This is a genomic window from Chromobacterium sp. FG89 (genome assembly GCF_057808735.1).
On the sequence record NZ_JBMDIQ010000027.1, the window covers coordinates 13,344 to 30,781 of the forward strand.

The 17,438-nt window shown below is 65.1% G+C and carries 16 protein-coding genes; 10 read left to right on the top strand and 6 right to left on the bottom strand.

What is annotated here, in order from left to right; genetic code table 11:
• Window position 1: 1 nt before the first annotated feature.
• Together ACODRW_RS20790 and ACODRW_RS20795 are read right to left on the bottom strand one after the other, a co-directional pair.
• Window positions 2-1,066: an efflux RND transporter periplasmic adaptor subunit gene (locus ACODRW_RS20790; protein ID WP_488906595.1), complete on the bottom strand. Its 1,065-nt coding sequence runs from the start codon at window positions 1,064-1,066 to the stop codon at window positions 2-4.
• Between the two features lies 1 nt (window position 1,067).
• Window positions 1,068-1,724 (bottom strand): TetR/AcrR family transcriptional regulator, encoded by a 657-nt coding sequence (locus ACODRW_RS20795; protein WP_107798049.1) that lies wholly within the window; start codon window positions 1,722-1,724, stop codon window positions 1,068-1,070.
• A gap of 168 nt (window positions 1,725-1,892) precedes the next feature.
• On the opposite strand from ACODRW_RS20795, the gene argB reads away from it, so the two are divergent.
• Both argB and ACODRW_RS20805 read left to right on the top strand, forming a co-directional pair.
• The gene (argB, locus tag ACODRW_RS20800; protein ID WP_107798050.1) at window positions 1,893-2,774 is read left to right on the top strand and encodes an acetylglutamate kinase; all 882 of its coding nucleotides are present in this window, start codon (window positions 1,893-1,895) and stop codon (window positions 2,772-2,774) included.
• A gap of 147 nt (window positions 2,775-2,921) precedes the next feature.
• Window positions 2,922-3,356, top strand: a complete 435-nt coding sequence (locus ACODRW_RS20805) for a CBS domain-containing protein (protein WP_048414414.1) — start codon at window positions 2,922-2,924, stop codon at window positions 3,354-3,356.
• Between the two features lie 23 nt (window positions 3,357-3,379).
• Here the strand turns inward: ACODRW_RS20805 and ACODRW_RS20810 are convergent, their stop codons facing one another.
• Window positions 3,380-4,147, bottom strand: a complete 768-nt coding sequence (locus tag ACODRW_RS20810) for an IclR family transcriptional regulator (RefSeq protein ID WP_488906596.1) — start codon at window positions 4,145-4,147, stop codon at window positions 3,380-3,382.
• Window positions 4,148-4,308: 161 nt separating this feature from the next.
• On the opposite strand from ACODRW_RS20810, the gene ACODRW_RS20815 reads away from it, so the two are divergent.
• From ACODRW_RS20815 to ylqF, 8 genes are all read left to right on the top strand, one after another.
• Window positions 4,309-5,496 (top strand): acyl-CoA dehydrogenase, encoded by a 1,188-nt coding sequence (locus ACODRW_RS20815; RefSeq protein ID WP_488906597.1) that lies wholly within the window; start codon window positions 4,309-4,311, stop codon window positions 5,494-5,496.
• Window positions 5,497-5,606: 110 nt separating this feature from the next.
• Window positions 5,607-6,800 (top strand): CaiB/BaiF CoA transferase family protein, encoded by a 1,194-nt coding sequence (locus tag ACODRW_RS20820; protein WP_488906598.1) that lies wholly within the window; start codon window positions 5,607-5,609, stop codon window positions 6,798-6,800.
• 60 nt (window positions 6,801-6,860) lie between these two features.
• Window positions 6,861-9,245, top strand: a complete 2,385-nt coding sequence (locus ACODRW_RS20825) for a mechanosensitive ion channel family protein (protein WP_488906599.1) — start codon at window positions 6,861-6,863, stop codon at window positions 9,243-9,245.
• Between the two features lie 101 nt (window positions 9,246-9,346).
• A complete protein-coding gene (locus ACODRW_RS20830; RefSeq protein ID WP_227108533.1) occupies window positions 9,347-10,966 on the top strand; it encodes an electron transfer flavoprotein-ubiquinone oxidoreductase in 1,620 nt (539 codons plus the stop codon).
• 287 nt (window positions 10,967-11,253) lie between these two features.
• Entirely contained in the window at window positions 11,254-11,820 is a 567-nt protein-coding gene (locus tag ACODRW_RS20835) for a hypothetical protein (RefSeq protein WP_488906600.1), read from the top strand.
• Window positions 11,821-11,863: 43 nt separating this feature from the next.
• Window positions 11,864-12,202 carry a DUF4870 family protein gene (locus ACODRW_RS20840; RefSeq protein WP_107801617.1) on the top strand — a complete coding sequence of 113 codons (339 nt, stop codon included), beginning with the start codon at window positions 11,864-11,866 and terminating at the stop codon, window positions 12,200-12,202.
• 251 nt (window positions 12,203-12,453) lie between these two features.
• Complete coding sequence (locus tag ACODRW_RS20845) at window positions 12,454-12,666, top strand: DUF3820 family protein (protein WP_019100859.1); 213 nt, start codon at window positions 12,454-12,456, stop codon at window positions 12,664-12,666.
• Window positions 12,667-12,670: 4 nt separating this feature from the next.
• Window positions 12,671-13,606 (top strand): ribosome biogenesis GTPase YlqF, encoded by a 936-nt coding sequence (gene ylqF, locus ACODRW_RS20850; RefSeq protein WP_107798056.1) that lies wholly within the window; start codon window positions 12,671-12,673, stop codon window positions 13,604-13,606.
• A 63-nt stretch (window positions 13,607-13,669) separates the two neighbouring features.
• On the opposite strand, the gene ACODRW_RS20855 is transcribed toward ylqF, so the two are convergent.
• The 3 genes from ACODRW_RS20855 to ACODRW_RS20865 all read right to left on the bottom strand — a co-directional run bounded on the left by ACODRW_RS20855 (window position 13,670) and on the right by ACODRW_RS20865 (window position 17,325).
• Window positions 13,670-14,356, bottom strand: a complete 687-nt coding sequence (locus ACODRW_RS20855) for a response regulator transcription factor (RefSeq protein WP_107798057.1) — start codon at window positions 14,354-14,356, stop codon at window positions 13,670-13,672.
• Entirely contained in the window at window positions 14,334-16,250 is a 1,917-nt protein-coding gene (locus tag ACODRW_RS20860) for a sensor histidine kinase (protein WP_488906601.1), read from the bottom strand. The genes ACODRW_RS20855 and ACODRW_RS20860 overlap by 23 nt, the downstream gene beginning before the upstream one ends.
• A gap of 133 nt (window positions 16,251-16,383) precedes the next feature.
• On the bottom strand, window positions 16,384-17,325 hold the full coding sequence (locus ACODRW_RS20865; RefSeq protein WP_488906602.1) for a LysR family transcriptional regulator: 942 nt from the start codon (window positions 17,323-17,325) through the stop codon (window positions 16,384-16,386).
• Between the last annotated feature and the right edge of the window lie 113 nt (window positions 17,326-17,438).

Sequence of the window (17,438 nt, forward strand, 5' to 3'; positions counted from 1 at the left end):
CTCAGCGCTCCAACAGTTTCACGGCCTGGCCGTCGCGCAGCAGATGGATGCCGGCGGTGACGATCTTGTCGCCCGCTTGCACGCCCTGGGACAAGGTGGCGGAGTCGGCGTCGACGCGGCTGACCGTCACCGCGCGGCGGGCGACTTTGCCGTTGGCGGCGATCAGCCAGACATAGTGCTTGCCCTGCTCGTCCAGCAGCGCGGTCAGCGGCAGCCGCATCTGCGAGTCGGCGGCGTCCGGCAGCGCAACGCTGGCGGTCATCCCCAGTTGCAGACGGCTGGAATCGCCGCCGATGGCGACGCGCGCCGGATAGGTGCGGGTGGCCGGGTCGGCGTCGGCCGCCAGTTCGCGCAGCGTGCCCGTCATCGGCGCGCCGCCGTTCCACAAGCGCACCTGGAACCGCCCGGCGCGGCGCACCTTGTCCAGCGCGTTTTCCGGCACCTGGATCGCGGCCTCGCGCGGGCCGTCCTGGGACAGACGCGCCATCGGCTGGCCGGCGGCCACCACCAGGCCGGGCTCGGCGGCCATCTGGCTCAGCACGCCGTCGGCGTCCGCCACCAGGCTGGTGTAGCCGGTCTGATTGCGGCTGGCCGCCAGCTGGGCCCTGGCCTGGTCCACCTTGGCGCGGGCGGCGTTGACCGCGTTTTGCTGGCCGTCCACCTGGGACTGGCTGACGAACTGCTTGGCCAGCAGCTCGCGGTAGCGTTTCAGATTCAGCTCCTGCTGGCCGAGATCGGACTGCGCGGCGGCCAGTTGAGCTTGTTTGGCCGACAGGTCCAGCGCGTAGTCGCTGGGGTCCAGCCGCGCCAGCGTCTGGCCTTTCTTCACCCGGTCGCCGCTATTGGCCAGCTTGGCCACCACCTTGCCGGCCACGCGGAAGGCCAGATTGGTCTCGTGGCGGGCGCGGATTTCGCCGGCGTAGCTGTCGCCCTGCTGCTGGGCGGCGGCGCCGGCCACCACGTAGCGGACCGGGCGCGGCGCTTCCGGCGGCGCCTCCGGCTTGCTGCAGGCGGCGAGGGTCAGGCTGGCGATGCCCAGCCAGAGGCAATGAGCGGCAGTTTTCATGTCAATTCTCGTAGGTGGGATTCTTCAGGCCCTGCAGCACCAACTGCAGGGCTTCGCTCAGGTGCGCGCGGGAGTATTGATGCGAGTAGCCGCAGACATCGGGCACCACCTTGGCGAAGGAGTGGGCCCAGGTCATCGCCATCACCAGCGGCGCCAGCAGGGCGTCGCTGCTGCTGGCGATGGGCAGGACGCGGAATTCCCCGCTGTCCATGCCGCGGCGCAGAATGTGCTCGACCATGCGCAGACAGGGTGAGATCACTTCCGTGGTGTAGAAGCGCGCCAGCTCCGGAAAATTGGTGGCTTCGGCGATGGCCAGCTTGCACAGGCCGGCGGCGGGCGTGGCGCCCACTTCGTCCCACCATTTGAGCAGCAGAATCTGCAGCAGCTCGCCCACCGGGCCGGTGTGTTGCTGCTCCAGTTCGACAAAGGCGCCGAGACGGCTGGACAGATGGTGGCGGACCATGGCCTTGAAGATTTCTTCCTTGTTCTGGAAGTACAGATAGGGCGTGCCTTTGGTCACGCCGGCGGCGCGGGCGATGTCTTCCATCTTGGTGGCGCTGAAGCCTTTCTCTACGAACAGGGCCAGCGCGGCGTCCAGGATTTCGCTGGGACGGGCGTCTTTTTTGCGCTGCCAGCGCGAGGCGGGGGCTTGGGCCATGGCGATATAGCTGAATTCTGGTTCATTAATGATGTGGACTGTATTGCATAATGCCGTTGTTCTGCAATTAATAAATCACAGTTCATTAACAAGCTTGATTAAAATGCAACAGATCAGACCATTGGGTCAGAACCGTCATCTCGCCGGCCGGCAACGGCCGGCGCAACCATGGAGAACGCCGTGCCGACCGACGCAGCAGAAAAAGCCCTGATTCTTGCCGAAGCCCTGCCCTATATCCGCCGTTTCGCCGGCAAGACCCTGGTCATCAAGTACGGCGGCAACGCGATGACCGACGCGGCTTTGAAAGAGGGCTTCGCCAAGGACGTGGTGTTGCTCAAGCTGGTGGGCATCAACCCGGTGGTGGTGCACGGCGGCGGACCGCAGATCAACGAGCTGCTGAACCGCGTTGGCAAGCAGGGCGAGTTCATCCAGGGCATGCGCGTGACCGACTCGGACACCATGGACCTGGTGGAAATGGTGCTGGGCGGCCTGGTGAACAAGGAGATCGTGTCTCTGATCAACAAGCACGGCGGCAAGGCCGTGGGCCTGACCGGCAAGGACGGACATTTCATTCGCGCCAGCAAGATGTATTTGAAGTCCGAGACCGACGATGAGATCGACATCGGCCAGGTGGGCGAAATCTCCAGCATCGATCCGGCGCTGGTGTCCTTGCTGGACAGTCAGGACTTCATCCCGGTGGTGGCGCCGATAGGCGTTGGCGAAGACGGCGAGGCCTACAACATCAACGCGGATCTGGTGGCCGGCAAGCTGGCGGAGACCCTGGGCGCGGAAAAACTGGTGCTGATGACCAATACCCCTGGCGTGCTCGACAAGAACGGCAAGCTGTTGACCGGGCTGTCGGCGCAGCAGGTGGACGGCTTGTTCGCCGACGGCACCATACACGGCGGCATGCTGCCCAAGATCAGTTCGGCCTTGGACGCGGCGCGCAACGGCGTCAACGCGGTGCACATCATCGATGGCCGCGTGCCGCACGCGCTATTGCTGGAGATCCTGACCGACGCCGGCGTCGGCACCATGATCCGGGCTTGAGGCGGGACTCCGCCCCGGCTGGGCGCCGCGCGCTTACCGAGGCGCCGCAGCCTGCGCTATAGTGGATTGGTAGGCGCTCGTCCGCGTCGCCAAGCGGCGGGCGGGGCCACGGGAACGGCCGGATTGCCGGTTTGAAAGGGGACATGCATGCAAACGGTAAGACAGTTGTTGGACAGCAAGCCAAACCGAGCCTTGGTCTACGTGAACCCGGACAGCACGGTGTTCCAGGCCTTGCAGGTGATGGCGGAAAACGACATCGGCGCGGTGCTGGTGATGGAGGAGGGCGGCATCGTCGGCATCTTCTCCGAGCGAGACTACGCGCGGCGCATCGTATTGCAGGGCCGCACCTCGGCCGGCACCAAGGTGCGCGACATCATGACCAGCCGCGTGGTCTACGTGACGCCCAGCCAGACGCTGGACGACTGCATGGGCCTGATGACGGAAAAGCGCATTCGCCACCTGCCGGTGTTGGAAGGCAGCGACGTGATGGGCATGTTGTCGATCGGCGACCTGGTGCGCGCCACCATCGAAGAGCAGGAGCAGGTGATCAACCACCTGGTCCATTACATCCAGTCCGCCTGAGCCCGGCGAACGGAGCCGCGCGCTCAGCCCAGCGGCGCCAGCCGCTGACGCAAGGCCTTCAAGGCCGGCGCGATGCGTTCGCGCATCGCGCCTTCGCTCAAGGCGAAGGCCGGGCCGCTGGCGTTCAAGGCCATCGGCGCCTGACCGGGCACGGCCAAGTGCACGCCCACGGCCATCACATCCGGTTCGTATTCTCCGAAAGACGCTGAATAACCCTGGCGCAGATAGGCCTGGCGGGCTTCCTCCAGGCGCGCGCCTATTTCCGGCCACTCCGCGCCGTAGCGCGCGGCCAGCTGCGCTTGCAGCTTGAGCTGCTCCGCCGCCGGCAAGCCGGCGTAATAAGCGCGGCCGATGGCGGTGGTGGCCAAGGGCACCCGCGAGCCCACGGTCAATTGCACCGAGATGCGGGCCGGGCTGCGGCAGGTTTCCAGATACACCATATCGCTGCCGTCGCGCAGCGCCAGGCTGATGGACAGGCCTTGCTCCAGCGCGAACTCGCGCATCAGCGGCCCGGCGATCTGGCGGATGTCGTAGCTGGCGAGCACCGTGGAGCCCAAGGCCAGCACCGCCAGTCCCAGCCGGTAGTGGCCGCTGGCTTCGTCCTGCGCCAGATAGCCCAGGCGGGTCAGAGTGTAGCTCAAACGCGACACTGTTGATTTGGGCAGGCCGGTGCGTTTGGCCAGCTCCTGATTGGACAGCGCCAGTTCGCCGGGGCGAAACGCCGCCAGCACTTCCAGTCCGCGCGCCAGCGCGGTGACGAACAGCCTGTCCTTGTCCGTTTCCAAATCCATTGAATCCATCTTGTCTCGTGAGCCTCCGCTTGGGTTGCGCGCCGGGGGCGGGCGTCGAGTTTCGCAAAAACGCTTTACATCCGTCCAGGCGACGATTAGCCTATTCTGCAATGTGAAACCAAGTTCCGCAATGCGGAACAAGTAACGCGGAGACAGAACCTATGGCAGCCCCCTCCAGTCGCGCGCCGTTCAGCTGGGACGATCCTTTGCTTTTGGCCGAATGCCTGAGCGAAGAAGAACGCATGGTGCAGCAGAGCGCCCATGACTACTGTCAGGACAAGTTGTTTCCGCGGGTGTTGAGCGCCAACCGCGAAGAACGCTTCGACCGCGAAATCATCAACGAGATGGGCGAGCTCGGCCTGCTCGGCTGCACCATAGAAGGCTATGGCTGCGCCGGCCTCAACCACGTGGCCTACGGCCTGGTGGCGCGCGAAGTGGAGCGGGTGGATTCCGGCTACCGCTCGGCGATGAGCGTGCAGTCCAGCCTGGTGATGCATCCGATCTGGGCTTACGGCTCGGACGCGCAGAAGGATAAATACCTGCCGCGGCTGGCCAGCGGCGAATGGCTGGGCTGTTTCGGCCTGACCGAACCGGATTCCGGCTCGGACCCGGCCAGCATGAAGACGCGGGCGCGCAAAGTGGACGGCGGCTATCTGCTCAACGGCAGCAAGATGTGGATCACCAACAGCCCGCAGGCCGATGTGTTCGTGGTCTGGGCCAAGGACGACGAAGACGAAATCCGCGGCTTTGTGCTGGAGAAGGGCATGGCCGGGCTGTCCGCGCCCAAGATCCACGGCAAGTTCTCGCTGCGCGCCTCCATCACCGGCGAGATCGTGATGGACGACATGCTGGTGCCGGAAGACGCCATCCTGCCGGGCGTCAAGGGTTTGAAGGGGCCGTTCGGCTGCCTGAACAAGGCGCGCTACGGCATCGCCTGGGGCGCGCTGGGCGCCGCCGAATTCTGCTGGCACGCGGCGCGCCAGTACACGCTGGACCGCAAGCAGTTCGGCCGTCCGCTGGCCGCCAATCAATTGATCCAGCTGAAACTGGCCAATATGCAGACCGAGATCGCCCTGGGCCTGCACGCGGCGCTGCGCGTGGGACGCCTGATGGACGAAGGCAAGGCCGCGCCGGAAATGATCTCGCTGATCAAGCGCAACAACTGCGGCAAGGCGCTGGACATCGCCCGGCTGTCGCGCGATATGCACGGGGGCAACGGCATCGCCGACGAATTCCACGTGATCCGCCATGTGATGAACCTGGAGGCGGTCAACACTTACGAAGGCACGCACGATGTGCATGCCTTGATTCTGGGCCGAGCCCAGACCGGTATTCAGGCGTTTGCCTGATAAGCCGGCGCGGCCGGGAGGCCGGCCGCGCCGTTATTCCTGTCTGTCCTTGGAGGCCCGGCTTGCCGGGCCGCTTTTTTTCGATGGGTTGCATGTATCGGGAGACGCAGATGACGGGCGCGCTGGAAGGCATCAAGGTATTGGATTTGTCCAGGGTATTGGCGGGGCCGTGGACCGGCCAGTTGCTGGCCGACCTGGGCGCGGAAGTGATCAAGGTGGAGCGCCCGGGTTGCGGCGACGATACCCGGCAATGGGCGCCGCCCAGCCTGCCGGACGGCACCGCGGCCTATTTTCTGTGCGCCAACCGCGGCAAGAAATCGCTGACCGTGGATATCGCCAAGCTGGAGGGGCAGGAGATCGTCCGCCGGCTGGCCGCCGACGCCGACGTGCTGATTGAAAACTACAAGGTGGGCGGGCTGGCCAAGTACGGGCTGGACTACGCCAGCCTGGCCGAACTCAACCCGCGGCTGGTGTATTGCTCGGTCACCGGCTTCGGCCAGGACGGGCCGTACGCGCAGATGGCCGGCTACGACTACATCGTGCAGGGCATGTCCGGCCTGATGAGCATCACCGGCCCGGCCGACGGAGAGCCGCACAAGGTGGGCGTGGCGGTCACCGACCTGTTCACCGGACTCTACGCCGCCAACGCGATCCAGGCCGCGCTGTGGGCGCGGCAAGGCAGCGGGCGCGGCCAGCATATCGATATGGCCTTGTTCGACTGCGCGCTGGCGATGCTGGCCAACGTCAATATGAACTGGCTGGTGGGCGGCGCGGTGCCGCCGCGCCTGGGCAACGCCCATCCCAATATCGTGCCCTACCAAGTGTTCAAGTGCGCCGGCGACGGCCACTTCATCCTGGCCTGCGGCAACGACCGCCAGTTCCGCTCGGTGTGCGAGCTGATAGGCCGGCCGGAACTGGCCGACGACGCCCGTTTCGCCAGCAATCCGCAGCGCGTCGCGCACCGGGACGAGCTGGTGCCCTTGCTGGCCGCCGGCTTTCTGGCTCAGCCGCGCGACGCCTGGCTGGCGCGGCTGGATCAGGCCGGCGTGCCCTGCGGACCGATCAATACCGTGGACGAGGCCTTCGCCGATCCGCAAATCCGGCATCGTCAGATGCAGATCGAACTGCCGGGCCTGGACGGCCAGGCCGTGCCCCTGGTGGCCTGCCCGATCAAACTGTCGGACACGCCGCCGCAATATCGCGAGGCGCCGCCCCGGCTGGGCCAGCACACCGACGCCTTGCTGGAGAAGGCCGGCTACGGCGCCGAGGACATTGCCCGCCTGCGTGGGGCGGGCGTGATCTGAGACGAGGCAATGCCTTTGGCATGGTTTGGGCCTGGGTGCCGCGCGCGGATTCGTGCGAAAATGCGCCGTCGAGTTGCCGCCGGCGGTCTGCGCCGGGGCAAGGTCCACCGCTTGTTCAATGAAATGCCTAGCGTGAAGAGCCGCTTCTTTGCCGTCTGTTGCCTGTTTGCCGGGTTCTTGTCCTGCGCCGGGGCTTACGCCGCCTTGCCGGCCGCGTCCAAACCCGCGGCCAAGCCGGCGGCTTCGGCGCCCGCGGTCAGCGTGGCGGACAAGCTGTCCGAGGCGCAGCAGGCGCTGGATCAATTGGAAACCATCAAGCTGGACAAGTTGCCGGCCGGCGTCACCCCGGGCGAGCTGTTGTTTCGCCGCGCCTTGCTGGAACGCTTGGTGGCGTCTTACGCCTGGCAGCTGGATCTTGCGGGGGAACGCGATCAGAGGCTGAGGCAGCAAGCCGAGGCCGAAGAGGCCTTGCGGAGCTGGAGCGGCTTTGCGCAAGCCGGCCCCTATCCGGTGTCCTTGGTGGAGGGCTTGCGCAGCCGCCTGCAGACCGGCGGCTGGGAAAAGGATACCCAGCAGGCGCAGCAACTGATGTTGTCGCAGATGCAGGAGGCGATGCGCAACAGCCTCAAGCTCAACGAGGTGAGTCTGCGCCAGGCGCGGGAGCAGTTGGAAGGGGCCGCGGCCGGCGAGGCCGAGGCGCTGCGCTGGCGGATGGACGGCGCGCGCTGGCGCCGCGACATCAGCGCGTCGGAATTGCTGCAGTTCGACGCCTTGGGGCAGGTGCTGCGCATCCGTCAGCAGACCTTGCAGGCGCAGTTGGACTTGTGGCGGAAGCAACTGGACGGCGTCGGCAAACAGGTCCGTTTCCAGCCGGCGGAACTGGACGGGGTGCAACGGCGCTTGGGAGAGGAACGCCTGCGCCTGGAGCGGGAGATGAGCGCGCACGAGCAGCGCCGCCGCCGGGTCAAGGCCGAGCTGGAGGAACTGGAGCGGCAGTTGGCGGCCTTGAAGCAGAAAAAGGACGCGCCGGCGCAGGCCGCGCTGTTACAGGATTTGACCCAGCGCACAGTCGAGCAGCGCCAGGCTCTGGACAATAGCGACCTCGCGGTGCAGCTGATGCGCATCCGTCAGGAGGCGAACTCGCAGGAGGGCGGCATCTGGGAGTACCGCTACCAGTTGTACGCCGGCAAGGCGGCCAATCTTGCCGAGGTGGCCAGCGCCAGCCGTCAGGCCGGCGAGGAATTGGGCGCGGTGCGCGACTATCTGCAAAAAGAGGCGGAGCTGACCATGGCCAAGATGGCGGACGTGCAGCATGAAGTCGGCCTGGACCGCGGCGGCGGCCACGCGCTGGCGATGCTGCAACTGCTGCGCCAACGGCTGGACATCGTCAACGCCGCCCAACAGCCGGTGCAGGCGGCCTTGACCGGCATTCTGCTGTTGCAGCAGGAGTTCGACGTCGGCGCGCCGGCGGAGGGCACGCCGCAGGAGGTGTCCCGCCGGCTGAGCGAGCGCGTGTTGCAGGCGGCGCGGGCGCTGTGGAATTATGAACTGTTCAGCGCCGACGACAGCGTGGAGATCAACGGCCAGAAAGTGCAGGCCACCCGCAGCGTGACCATAGGCAAGAGTCTGGGCGCCATCCTGGTGCTGCTGATAGGCTACGCCGCCAGCACTGCGCTGCTGCGCGCTTTGCGGCGCTTGGCCACGCATAGGCTGGGCTTCAGCGAGGCCGCCGCCAATATCTGGTGGCGCTGGAGTTATGTCTGCGTGATCGCCCTGCTGGTGGTGTTCGCGCTCAATCTGGTCAAGATTCCGCTGACGGTGTTCGCCTTTCTGGGCGGCGCGCTGGCGATCGGCATCGGCTTCGGCACTCAGAACCTGCTGAAGAACCTGATCAGCGGCGTGATGCTCTTGGTGGAGCGGCCGCTGAAAGTGGGCGACTTCGTCCAGGTCGGCGGCATCAGCGGCACCGTCAGCAGCATAGGGCTGCGTTCTTCGGTGGTGCGCGCAGGCGACGGCATCGAGACGCTGATCCCCAACTCCACCTTCGTGGAGAGCGCGGTGACCAACTGGACTTACAGCAACCGGCGGATTCGCCGGAAAATCGCCATCGGCGTGGCTTACGGCAGCCCGCCGCGCGAGGTGTGCAATCTATTGCTGGCGGAGGCGGAGCGTCACGGCCTGGTGCTCAAGGAGCCGCCGCCGCGGGTGTTGTTCAGCAACTTCGGCGCCGACGCGCTGGAGTTCGAGCTGGAGTACTGGCTGGACATCGGCGACGCCGATTCCGTGCTGGTGGCCAGCGATCTGCGTCACATGATAGACGGCGCGCTGGCCAAGGCCGGCATCGAGCTGCCCTTCCCGCAGCGCGATGTGCATTTGCAACAGGGTGAGCCTTTACAGATTGAAGTCAGACGGGCGGCCGGCGGTCGGGCGTCTGACAGTTTTTAAACGGTTGTTTGATTTTTGATCGCGCGCCATGCAACATGCATGCGGTAGCGGGGCTTTTGAACCCGGCGCGCGATTAAGGAGATGCAGTGGAACGCGATTACATGGAATACGATGTGGTGATCGTCGGCGGCGGCCCCTCCGGGCTGACCGCGGCGATTCGCCTGAAGCAGCTGGCGGCGGAGCAGGGCCGGGAGATCAGCGTCTGTCTATTGGAGAAGGGCTCGGAAATCGGCGCCCACATCCTGTCCGGCGCGGTGATCGAACCGCGGGTGCTCAATGAGCTGATCCCGGACTGGAAGGAAAAAGGCGCGCCGCTGAACACCGAGGCCAAGTCCGACCGTTTCCTGTTGTTGACCGAAACCGAATCCATTCAGCTGCCGACGCCGCCGCAGATGCACAATCACGGCAACTACATCGTCAGCCTCGGCAATTTCTGTCGCTGGCTCGGCCAGCAGGCCGAGGAACTGGGCGTGGAAATTTACCCCGGCTTCGCCGCCGCCGAAGTGCTTTATCACGAGGACGGCTCGGTCAAGGGCGTGGCCACCGGCGACATGGGCATCGGCAAGGACGGCGAGAAGACCGACGCCTGGCAACCTGGCATGGAGCTGTGGGCCAAGCAGACCATCTTCGCCGAAGGCTGTAGGGGCTCCTTGACCAAGACGCTGTTCGAGCGTTTCCGCCTGCACGACGGCGCCGATCCGCAAACCTACGGCATCGGCATCAAGGAATTGTGGGAGGTGCGGCCGGAACTGCATCAGCCGGGCAGCATCACCCATACCGTGGGCTGGCCGGTGGACACCGCCACCTACGGCGGCTCCTTCATGTACCACCTGGACAATAATCAGGTGGTGGTCGGCTTCGTCATCGGCCTGGATTACCAGAACCCCTATCTGTCGCCGTTCGATGAATTCCAGCGCTTCAAGACCCATCCGGCCATCCGCAAGGTGTTCGAAGGCGGCCGCCGGCTGTCTTACGGCGCGCGCGCGCTGACCGAGGGCGGCCTGCAAAGCCTGCCGCGGCTGACCTTCCCCGGCGGCCTGCTGGTGGGCGACACCGCCGGCTTCCTCAACGTGCCCAAGATCAAGGGCACCCATACCGCGATGCAGTCGGCGATGCTGGCGGCGGAAGCGGTGTTCGAACTGCTGGGCCAGGAGCAGCCGGCGCGCGAAGCCACCGCCTACAGCCAGAAATTCAAGCAAAGCTGGCTGCACGAGGAACTGCACCGGGTGCGCAATATCCGGCCCTCGTTCCGCTGGGGTCTGTGGCCGGCGATGATTTATTCGGCGCTGGACACCTTTTTGTTCCGCGGCAAGGCGCCGTGGACGCTGCGCCACCACCAGGCCGACCATCAGAGCCTGAAGCCGGCCGACGAGTGCGCGCCCATCGCCTATCCCAAGCCGGACGGGGTGTTGACCTTCGACCGCCTGTCCTCGGTGTTCATTTCCAACACCAATCACGGCGAAGACCAGCCGCCGCACCTGAAGCTGAAGGACGCCAGCGTGCCGGTGCAGTTCAATCTGGCCAAGTACGACGCGCCGGAACAACGCTACTGCCCGGCCGGGGTGTATGAGATCGTCGGCCGCGAAGAGGGCGAGCCGCGCTTGCAGATCAACGCGCAGAACTGCGTGCACTGCAAGACCTGCGACATCAAGGACCCGACCCAGAACATCGTCTGGACCGTGCCTGAGGGCGGCGGCGGCCCCAACTATCCCAATATGTAAGCGGGATGGTCTGGCGAAACCCCGGAGCATGCTCCGGGGTTTTTCTTGACAAGCCGGGCCTATTGTTGGCAGCATGCACGACATGACCCAATCTTTCGCCTTCTTCAACAGCTATTTTTATTGGTACCGCACACCGGCGGCGCCAAGGGATGGCTGTGGACTGAAAGATTGACCCAGCACTAGTAAAGATTCCCGATAAATGCCGCCGCGCTACCGGCGGCATTTGTTTTTCCTCCCCGAAATACATGACCTCCGGAAGCCAGGCCAGACCCCAGGAGGTCCGTTCCATGAATGAAGTCAGCGATGCCGCGCAAATCGCGCGCCAGTCTTGGTCCCTGCTGTGTCCCAGCGACGCCGTTCCGGTGAAAGTGTTGACCGACGGCGAACGCTACGCCAACCGCCCGGCGCCGGACGCCGCGTGGATGGCCGCCGCGCGGCGCGACGGCGGCGTGCTGGAAAGCCGGCTGCCGCAGTTGCGCGCGATGGCCATGCTGCTGGCCGCGCAACGCTGGCGCGAACGGAGCGGGGAGACGCCGGCGCAGCTGGCCGACGCGGCGGATTGGCTGGCCGCGCGCATTCTGCTGCTGGGCCTCAGCCACGTGCTGGTGACGGCGGAGAGCTTTGCCCGGCTGGATCTGGCGAACCGCCGCTGCCGCGCCTGGTCGGAACAGATCGGCCTGCCGTTCGCGCCGGCCTTGCCCATTCTGGTGGCGGACGCCGGCGGCGAATCGTGCTTGCAGGCCTGGAGCCGCAGCGCCGAGGTGGCGCTGGCCCTGGCCGGCGGCAGAGGGGAAGCGGCGTTGACGCGGCATTTCGAACAGCGCTTGCAAGCGCTGCTGGCTAGGGTATCTTGATAATTGTTTCGCATAAATTTTGAGCCGGGGAGGCATGATGTCCATGGACGTGATCACGCAAGAAGACGAACGCAAACTGAATAATCTGACCCTGGTGGTCTATATCCTGCAGGCAATCAGCCTGTTTGTCGGCCTGACCGGCTTGGTGGCGGTGATCATCAACTACGTCAAGCGCGACGATGTGCGCGGCACGCGCTATGAAAGCCATTTCAGCTGGCAGATCCGCACCTTCTGGTGGGCCTTGCTCGGCACCGTGTTGGGCGTGGCGCTGGCCTGGATCCTGGTGGGCTTCGTGATTTTGGGCGTTACCTGGGTGTGGTACGTATACCGCATCGTGCGCGGTTTCCTGAATTTCAACGACGGCAAACCGATGCCGGAGTGAGCGGCCTCCGGACAAAAAGAGCGGGCGCGGGCATATGCAATGCCCGGCGCCCGGCAAGGTTCTGCGCGAACCGGAAAATGGGCGGCCGGCGAGCCGCTGGTTTTTGAAAGCCGCCTACATGCTAAACCGCGCGCCTGGCCGCCCCCAGCAAAACCCGGCCGGCGCTTGCGCCATGTCAAGCCAGGGGCGCGGGCATGGCCAGCCGGCCGCGGTTTTGGCACAATGCGCAGGCTGTTTGAACGAGAGGCGCAATGCAAGCCGATGATTTGCAAAGCCTGGTGACCCGGGCCATGCCGTTTGGCAAACACAAGGGCACGCTGATCTGCGACCTGCCCGGCAACTATCTGAACTGGTTCGCCCGCGAAGGCTTTCCTCCCGGCGAAATTGGCCGCCTGCTGCAATTGATGCAGGAGCTGGACCATAATGGCCTAACCTATCTACTTGATCCGATAAGAAAGCGCTAGAAGCATGGCAATCCAATGGTTCCCCGGCCATATGAACAAGGCCCGCAAGGATGTGGCCGAGCGATTGAAAGACATCGACGTGGTCATTGAAATGCTGGACGCGCGGCTGCCGGCTTCCAGCGCCAATCCCATGCTGGCGCGCATGGCCAAGGGCAAGCCGCGGCTGATGATCCTGAACAAACAGGACCTGGCCGACGCCGCCGCCACCCAGCAGTGGCTGGACTGGTATCGCGCCAAGAAAAACACCCAGGCGCTGGGCATGGACGCCGGCGAGCGCGCGCCGGCGCAAAAGCTGGTGGCCGCCTGCCGCGAGCTGGCGCCGACGCGCGGCGGCCTGGAAAAGCCGCTGCGGGTGTTGATCTGCGGCATTCCCAATGTGGGCAAGTCCACGCTGATCAACAGCATGAGCAGCCGCAAGGTGGCCAAGACCGGCAATATGCCCGGCGTCACCAAGAATGAGCAACGCATCATCCTGGCCGACGACGTAGAACTGTTCGACACCCCGGGCATGCTGTGGCCCAAGATCGAGGTGGAAGAGGGCGGCTACAATCTGGCGGCCAGCGGCGCGGTGGGCCGCAACGCGATGGATGAAGAGGAAGTGGCGCTGGAGCTGCTCAAGTATCTGATGCAGCACTACACGCCGGAGCTGAGCGCGCGCTACAAGCTGGACGACATCGCCGGTCAGCAGGATTGGCAGGTGCTGGAAATGATAGGCCGCAAGCGCGGCGCGGTGCAGTCCGGCGGCAAGATCAATGTGCAGAAGGCGGCCGAGATCGTGCTGACCGATTTCCGCGACGGCAATATCGGCCGCATCACGCTGGAACGGCCGGAAGAATGGCTGGCCTGGGAAAAGCGCGCCAAGGAATTGGCCGCCATCCGCGCCGCCGAACGCGAAGCCCGGCAACAGGAGAGGGACAGCAAGAAGTCCGGCCGCCGCTGAGCCTGCGTCCCTTCTTGCTCCGCCCAAGCGCGGCCCATTGCGGGCCGCGTTTTTTTTGCCGCCTCAAAGCGGCTGGCAGGGCTCGCTGAAACCATAGCCAACGCCCCTGGCCGCCAGGATGGGGTTGTGTTGCGGCGCGATGCCGCTGAGCTTGCGCCGCAGGCGGCTGATCAGGGTTTCCAGTCTGCGTTCGTCGTAGTGCAGATAATTGGCGCCCAGCGCCTCCGCCAGTTCGCGACGGTGCGCCGGTTCCGGCGCGCGCCGCAGCATCGCGCTCATCACCTGATGTTCCGCATGGGTCAGGTGCAGCTGCTGGCCGTTGGGTGCGGTCAGCGTGCGGTTGGCGGCGTGGTAACGCCAGCCGTCGGCGCGCTCCGCCGCGTCGCCGTCCAGCCGCCGCAGCACGCTGGCCAGCGTGGCCAGCAATTCCGCCAGCGGCGTCGGTTTGACCAGATAGGCGTCGGCGCCTTGCTGCAGGCCCTGCACCTTGTCGTCCAGCGCGCCGCGCGCGGTGAGCATGACTTGCCCCAGGCCGGGGTGGCTGGCGCGCAGCCGCCGGCTCAGCGCCATGCCGTCGATATCGGGCAAGCCCAGGTCCAGTATCAGCAGCCGGCAGGGATGTTCGGCCAGATGCCGTTCCAGCTCCTGACCGCAGGCGAGGCCGGTGGCCTGGTAGCCGCAGCGCTTGAGCTGGAACAGCAGCTCTTCGCGCAGGTCCGGGTTGTCTTCAAGCAAGGCTATGTGCGTCATGAGCGGCTTTCGGTAGATGCAAGATGAAGCTGGCGCCGTGCGGCCAGTGAGGGTCCAGGCCCAGCTCGCCGCCGTGTTGGACGGCGATGCGCCGCGCCAGGTGCAGGCCCAGTCCCAGGCCGGGGCGGTTGCTGGTTTCCGCCAAGCGGGTGAAGCGCTGGAAAATCGCCTCTTCCTGGCCCGGCGCGATGCCGGGGCCGTAGTCGCTGATTTGCCAGACGATGCGGTCGGCGAGGCGGTGGACGCCGATCTGGATGGGCGTGTCCGGGTGCGCGTATTTCAGGGCGTTTTCCATCAGGTTCTGCAGCAGCATCGTCAGCAATTGGTCGTCGCCGCACAGCGGCATGCGCGCGCCGCCGCTTTGCAGCCAGAAGCGCCGCTGCGCGTCCGCGTCCAGTTGTTCCAGGCTGCGCCGGGTCAGCTCCAGCAAATCCAGCGGGCGGCTGTGCAGGCCGGCGTCGCTCACATCGGCGCGGCCGTGTTGCTCGGCCAGCCGCATCAATTCCTGCATCCGCTGCAAGGCGCGCTGGATGCGTTCGTGGCGCGCCTGCCGCTGCGCCAGCACCGGCGGCGCCGGCGCGTCCTCTTCCAGCAGGCGCAGGCTGCTGCTGGCGGCGTCGATGATGGCCACAGGGGTGCGGATTTCATGGGTGATCATCGCCAGCAGATCGGCCTGCTCTTCGCGCGCCTCGCGCTGACGCAGGCTGTCGGCCTGGGCCTGGCTGGCCTGATGCAGCGCCTCGATGCGTTCGCGCTCCAGCGTGCGCATGCGCAGGAACAGGCCGATGTAGAGCAGGGTGATGGGTGGCAGATCGGCCAGGCGGCCGTATTCCTGGATCCAGGATTGATAGGGGATGTGTCCCAGATGCAATAGCAGCGCGGGGATGTTGAGCGCCAGATTGGTGGGCAGATGCAGCGCGATCAGGCGGTCGCCGCTGTCGTTGCGCCGCCACAGCCGCCAGCAGACCGGCAGGGTCAGCAGATTGATGACGATGATGGCGTAGAGGGTGACCGGAATGCTGTAAGCGAGGCCAAAGGGCCAGAACAAGGCGCACAGCACGGTGGCGGCGCCGGCGGCGGCCTGCAGCTGGTATAGCCGGTAGGTGCGGGGGTAGTCACGCTTCAGCTCCAGCAGATGGGCGAAATAGGCGCAGCCCAGCATGACGGCGGCGCCCAGACCGACGTAATTGCACAGCAGCGCGATCTGGGGCTGTTCCGGAAACAGCAGCAGGCGGGCCATGCCGTCGGTGGCGAAGCGGTGGCAGGCCACCGCCAGGATGTAGCCGAACAGCTTGGCGTGCTGCGCCCGACGGGTGATCAGCCAAGCCGCCAGCGCGATCAGCACCATGGTCAGCATATAGCCGTATATCAGACCCAATTGCAGCAGGCGCTGATTGTTGTGGGCGGCCAGTTCCGCCTCGCTCCACAGGCGCGGCTGCGCGTTCAAGGCCAGCGACTGGACTTTGACGAAGACCGTTTGCTCATGCGGCAGCAGGGAAAAGCTGGCGGCGATCAGCGGCAGCTCCATCGCGGACACCGGACGCCAGGAACCGATGTCCCGCCGTTGCCAGCCGCCGTCCGGCAGCCGCTGATACAGGCTTAGCCGCGCCAAATAGCTGGGAATCAGCTCCAGCCAGGGCCGGGGCGGCACATCGCTCAGCTTGAGCCGCAGCCAGCAGGTGTCGTGCCCGTAGCCGCGCGCCAGTTTGCCGTCCGGCAGCGGCTGGAAACGCGCCTGCCAGCCGGCGCTGGCGACGCGGTCTATGTCCAGGCCGGCGTCGGCGCTGCAATAGACGGCGGCGTCCCGTTCGCTGAAGGTCCGGAAGCCGGCATGCGCGACGCCGCCGGCCAAGAGCAGGCACATCAGCAGCAATGTCGACAGCGCGCGTGTCATCGGGTCAACGGCTCGAAGTTCGGGATTGGGGCGACATTGTGACGGCAATGTCATTTCTTGTCAGTGACTATTGGTGGTTATTTGGAAAATTTAATACCGTATAGTTATAGCAAAAATGACATTGGGCTGTTGCTTATACCCTAGTGTTCGAGTGTGAAATCTGTGGGGAATGATGGCGGCCATAGAGGCGGCATTCCGCCGCAAGCGCCAGCAAATTAGGGTCGCGTTCGCGTTTGCTGGCCATGAGCAAATGAATGCGCTGGGTTCGGCGATACTGAGCGGTCAGCGGAATCAACTGCAACTGCGGGCCGAACAAGGCCACGCGGCGTGGCAGCAAGGAATAGCCTATGCCGCCGCACACCAGATTGCTCAGCGAAAAAATGTCAGCTACGCGCATCACCACATTGGGCTGGATGCCTGCTATCGCAAAAGCCTGGGTAAAATCCTGGCCGGTGGCAAAGGTGTCGTGCAAGGTGACGAAAGGCAGGCCGCGCAGCGTCGCTAAGTCAATGCTTTGGAATTGACTCCAAGGTGAGTTCAGCGGTGCGGCGAAGCAGATTTCGTCCTCAAACATGGGGATGCTTAAGCACGCCAATCCGGTGCTAGGCTCCCGCTCAACGATGACGATGGCGTCCAGCGCGCCATCAAGCAACTTCTGCCTCAGTTCTTGATTGGACGCAAGCGTCAGATCCACGGCCAGCTGCGGCCTGCGCGTCTTCAGACCGGCCAAAATATGCGGGAGCGCGCCGGCGGTCAGCGAGTACAGGGCGCCCACTCGCAGCCTGGCCGATCCGAAACCGGCCGCCTCCCGGGTTTGGCGCACGCCGTCCTCCAATTCCAGCAAGGCCCGCTCCGCGCTAAGCAGCAAAGCCTGAGCGGACTCCAGCGGAACGAGCCGACGGCCGCTGCGCTGGAACAGCGGGCAGGCCAAGGCTTGTTCCAGCGAGTGCAGGGCGCGGTGCACGCTGACCGGACTTTGCCCCAAAGCCTCCGCCGTGCGGCTCATGTTTCCCAGGCGCATGAAGGTCAGGAACACGCTCAGTTTTTTCAGCGTGACTTCGTCATAAGTCCACATGCGACCTCCAGGCGGGTGATCTGAAGCCCATCGTTAACTTATTAGTAATGATGCGCCAGTGTGCTTGATTGATGGCCGCATTGCCAAGTCCGTATGGTAGTCGCATTGCGTGA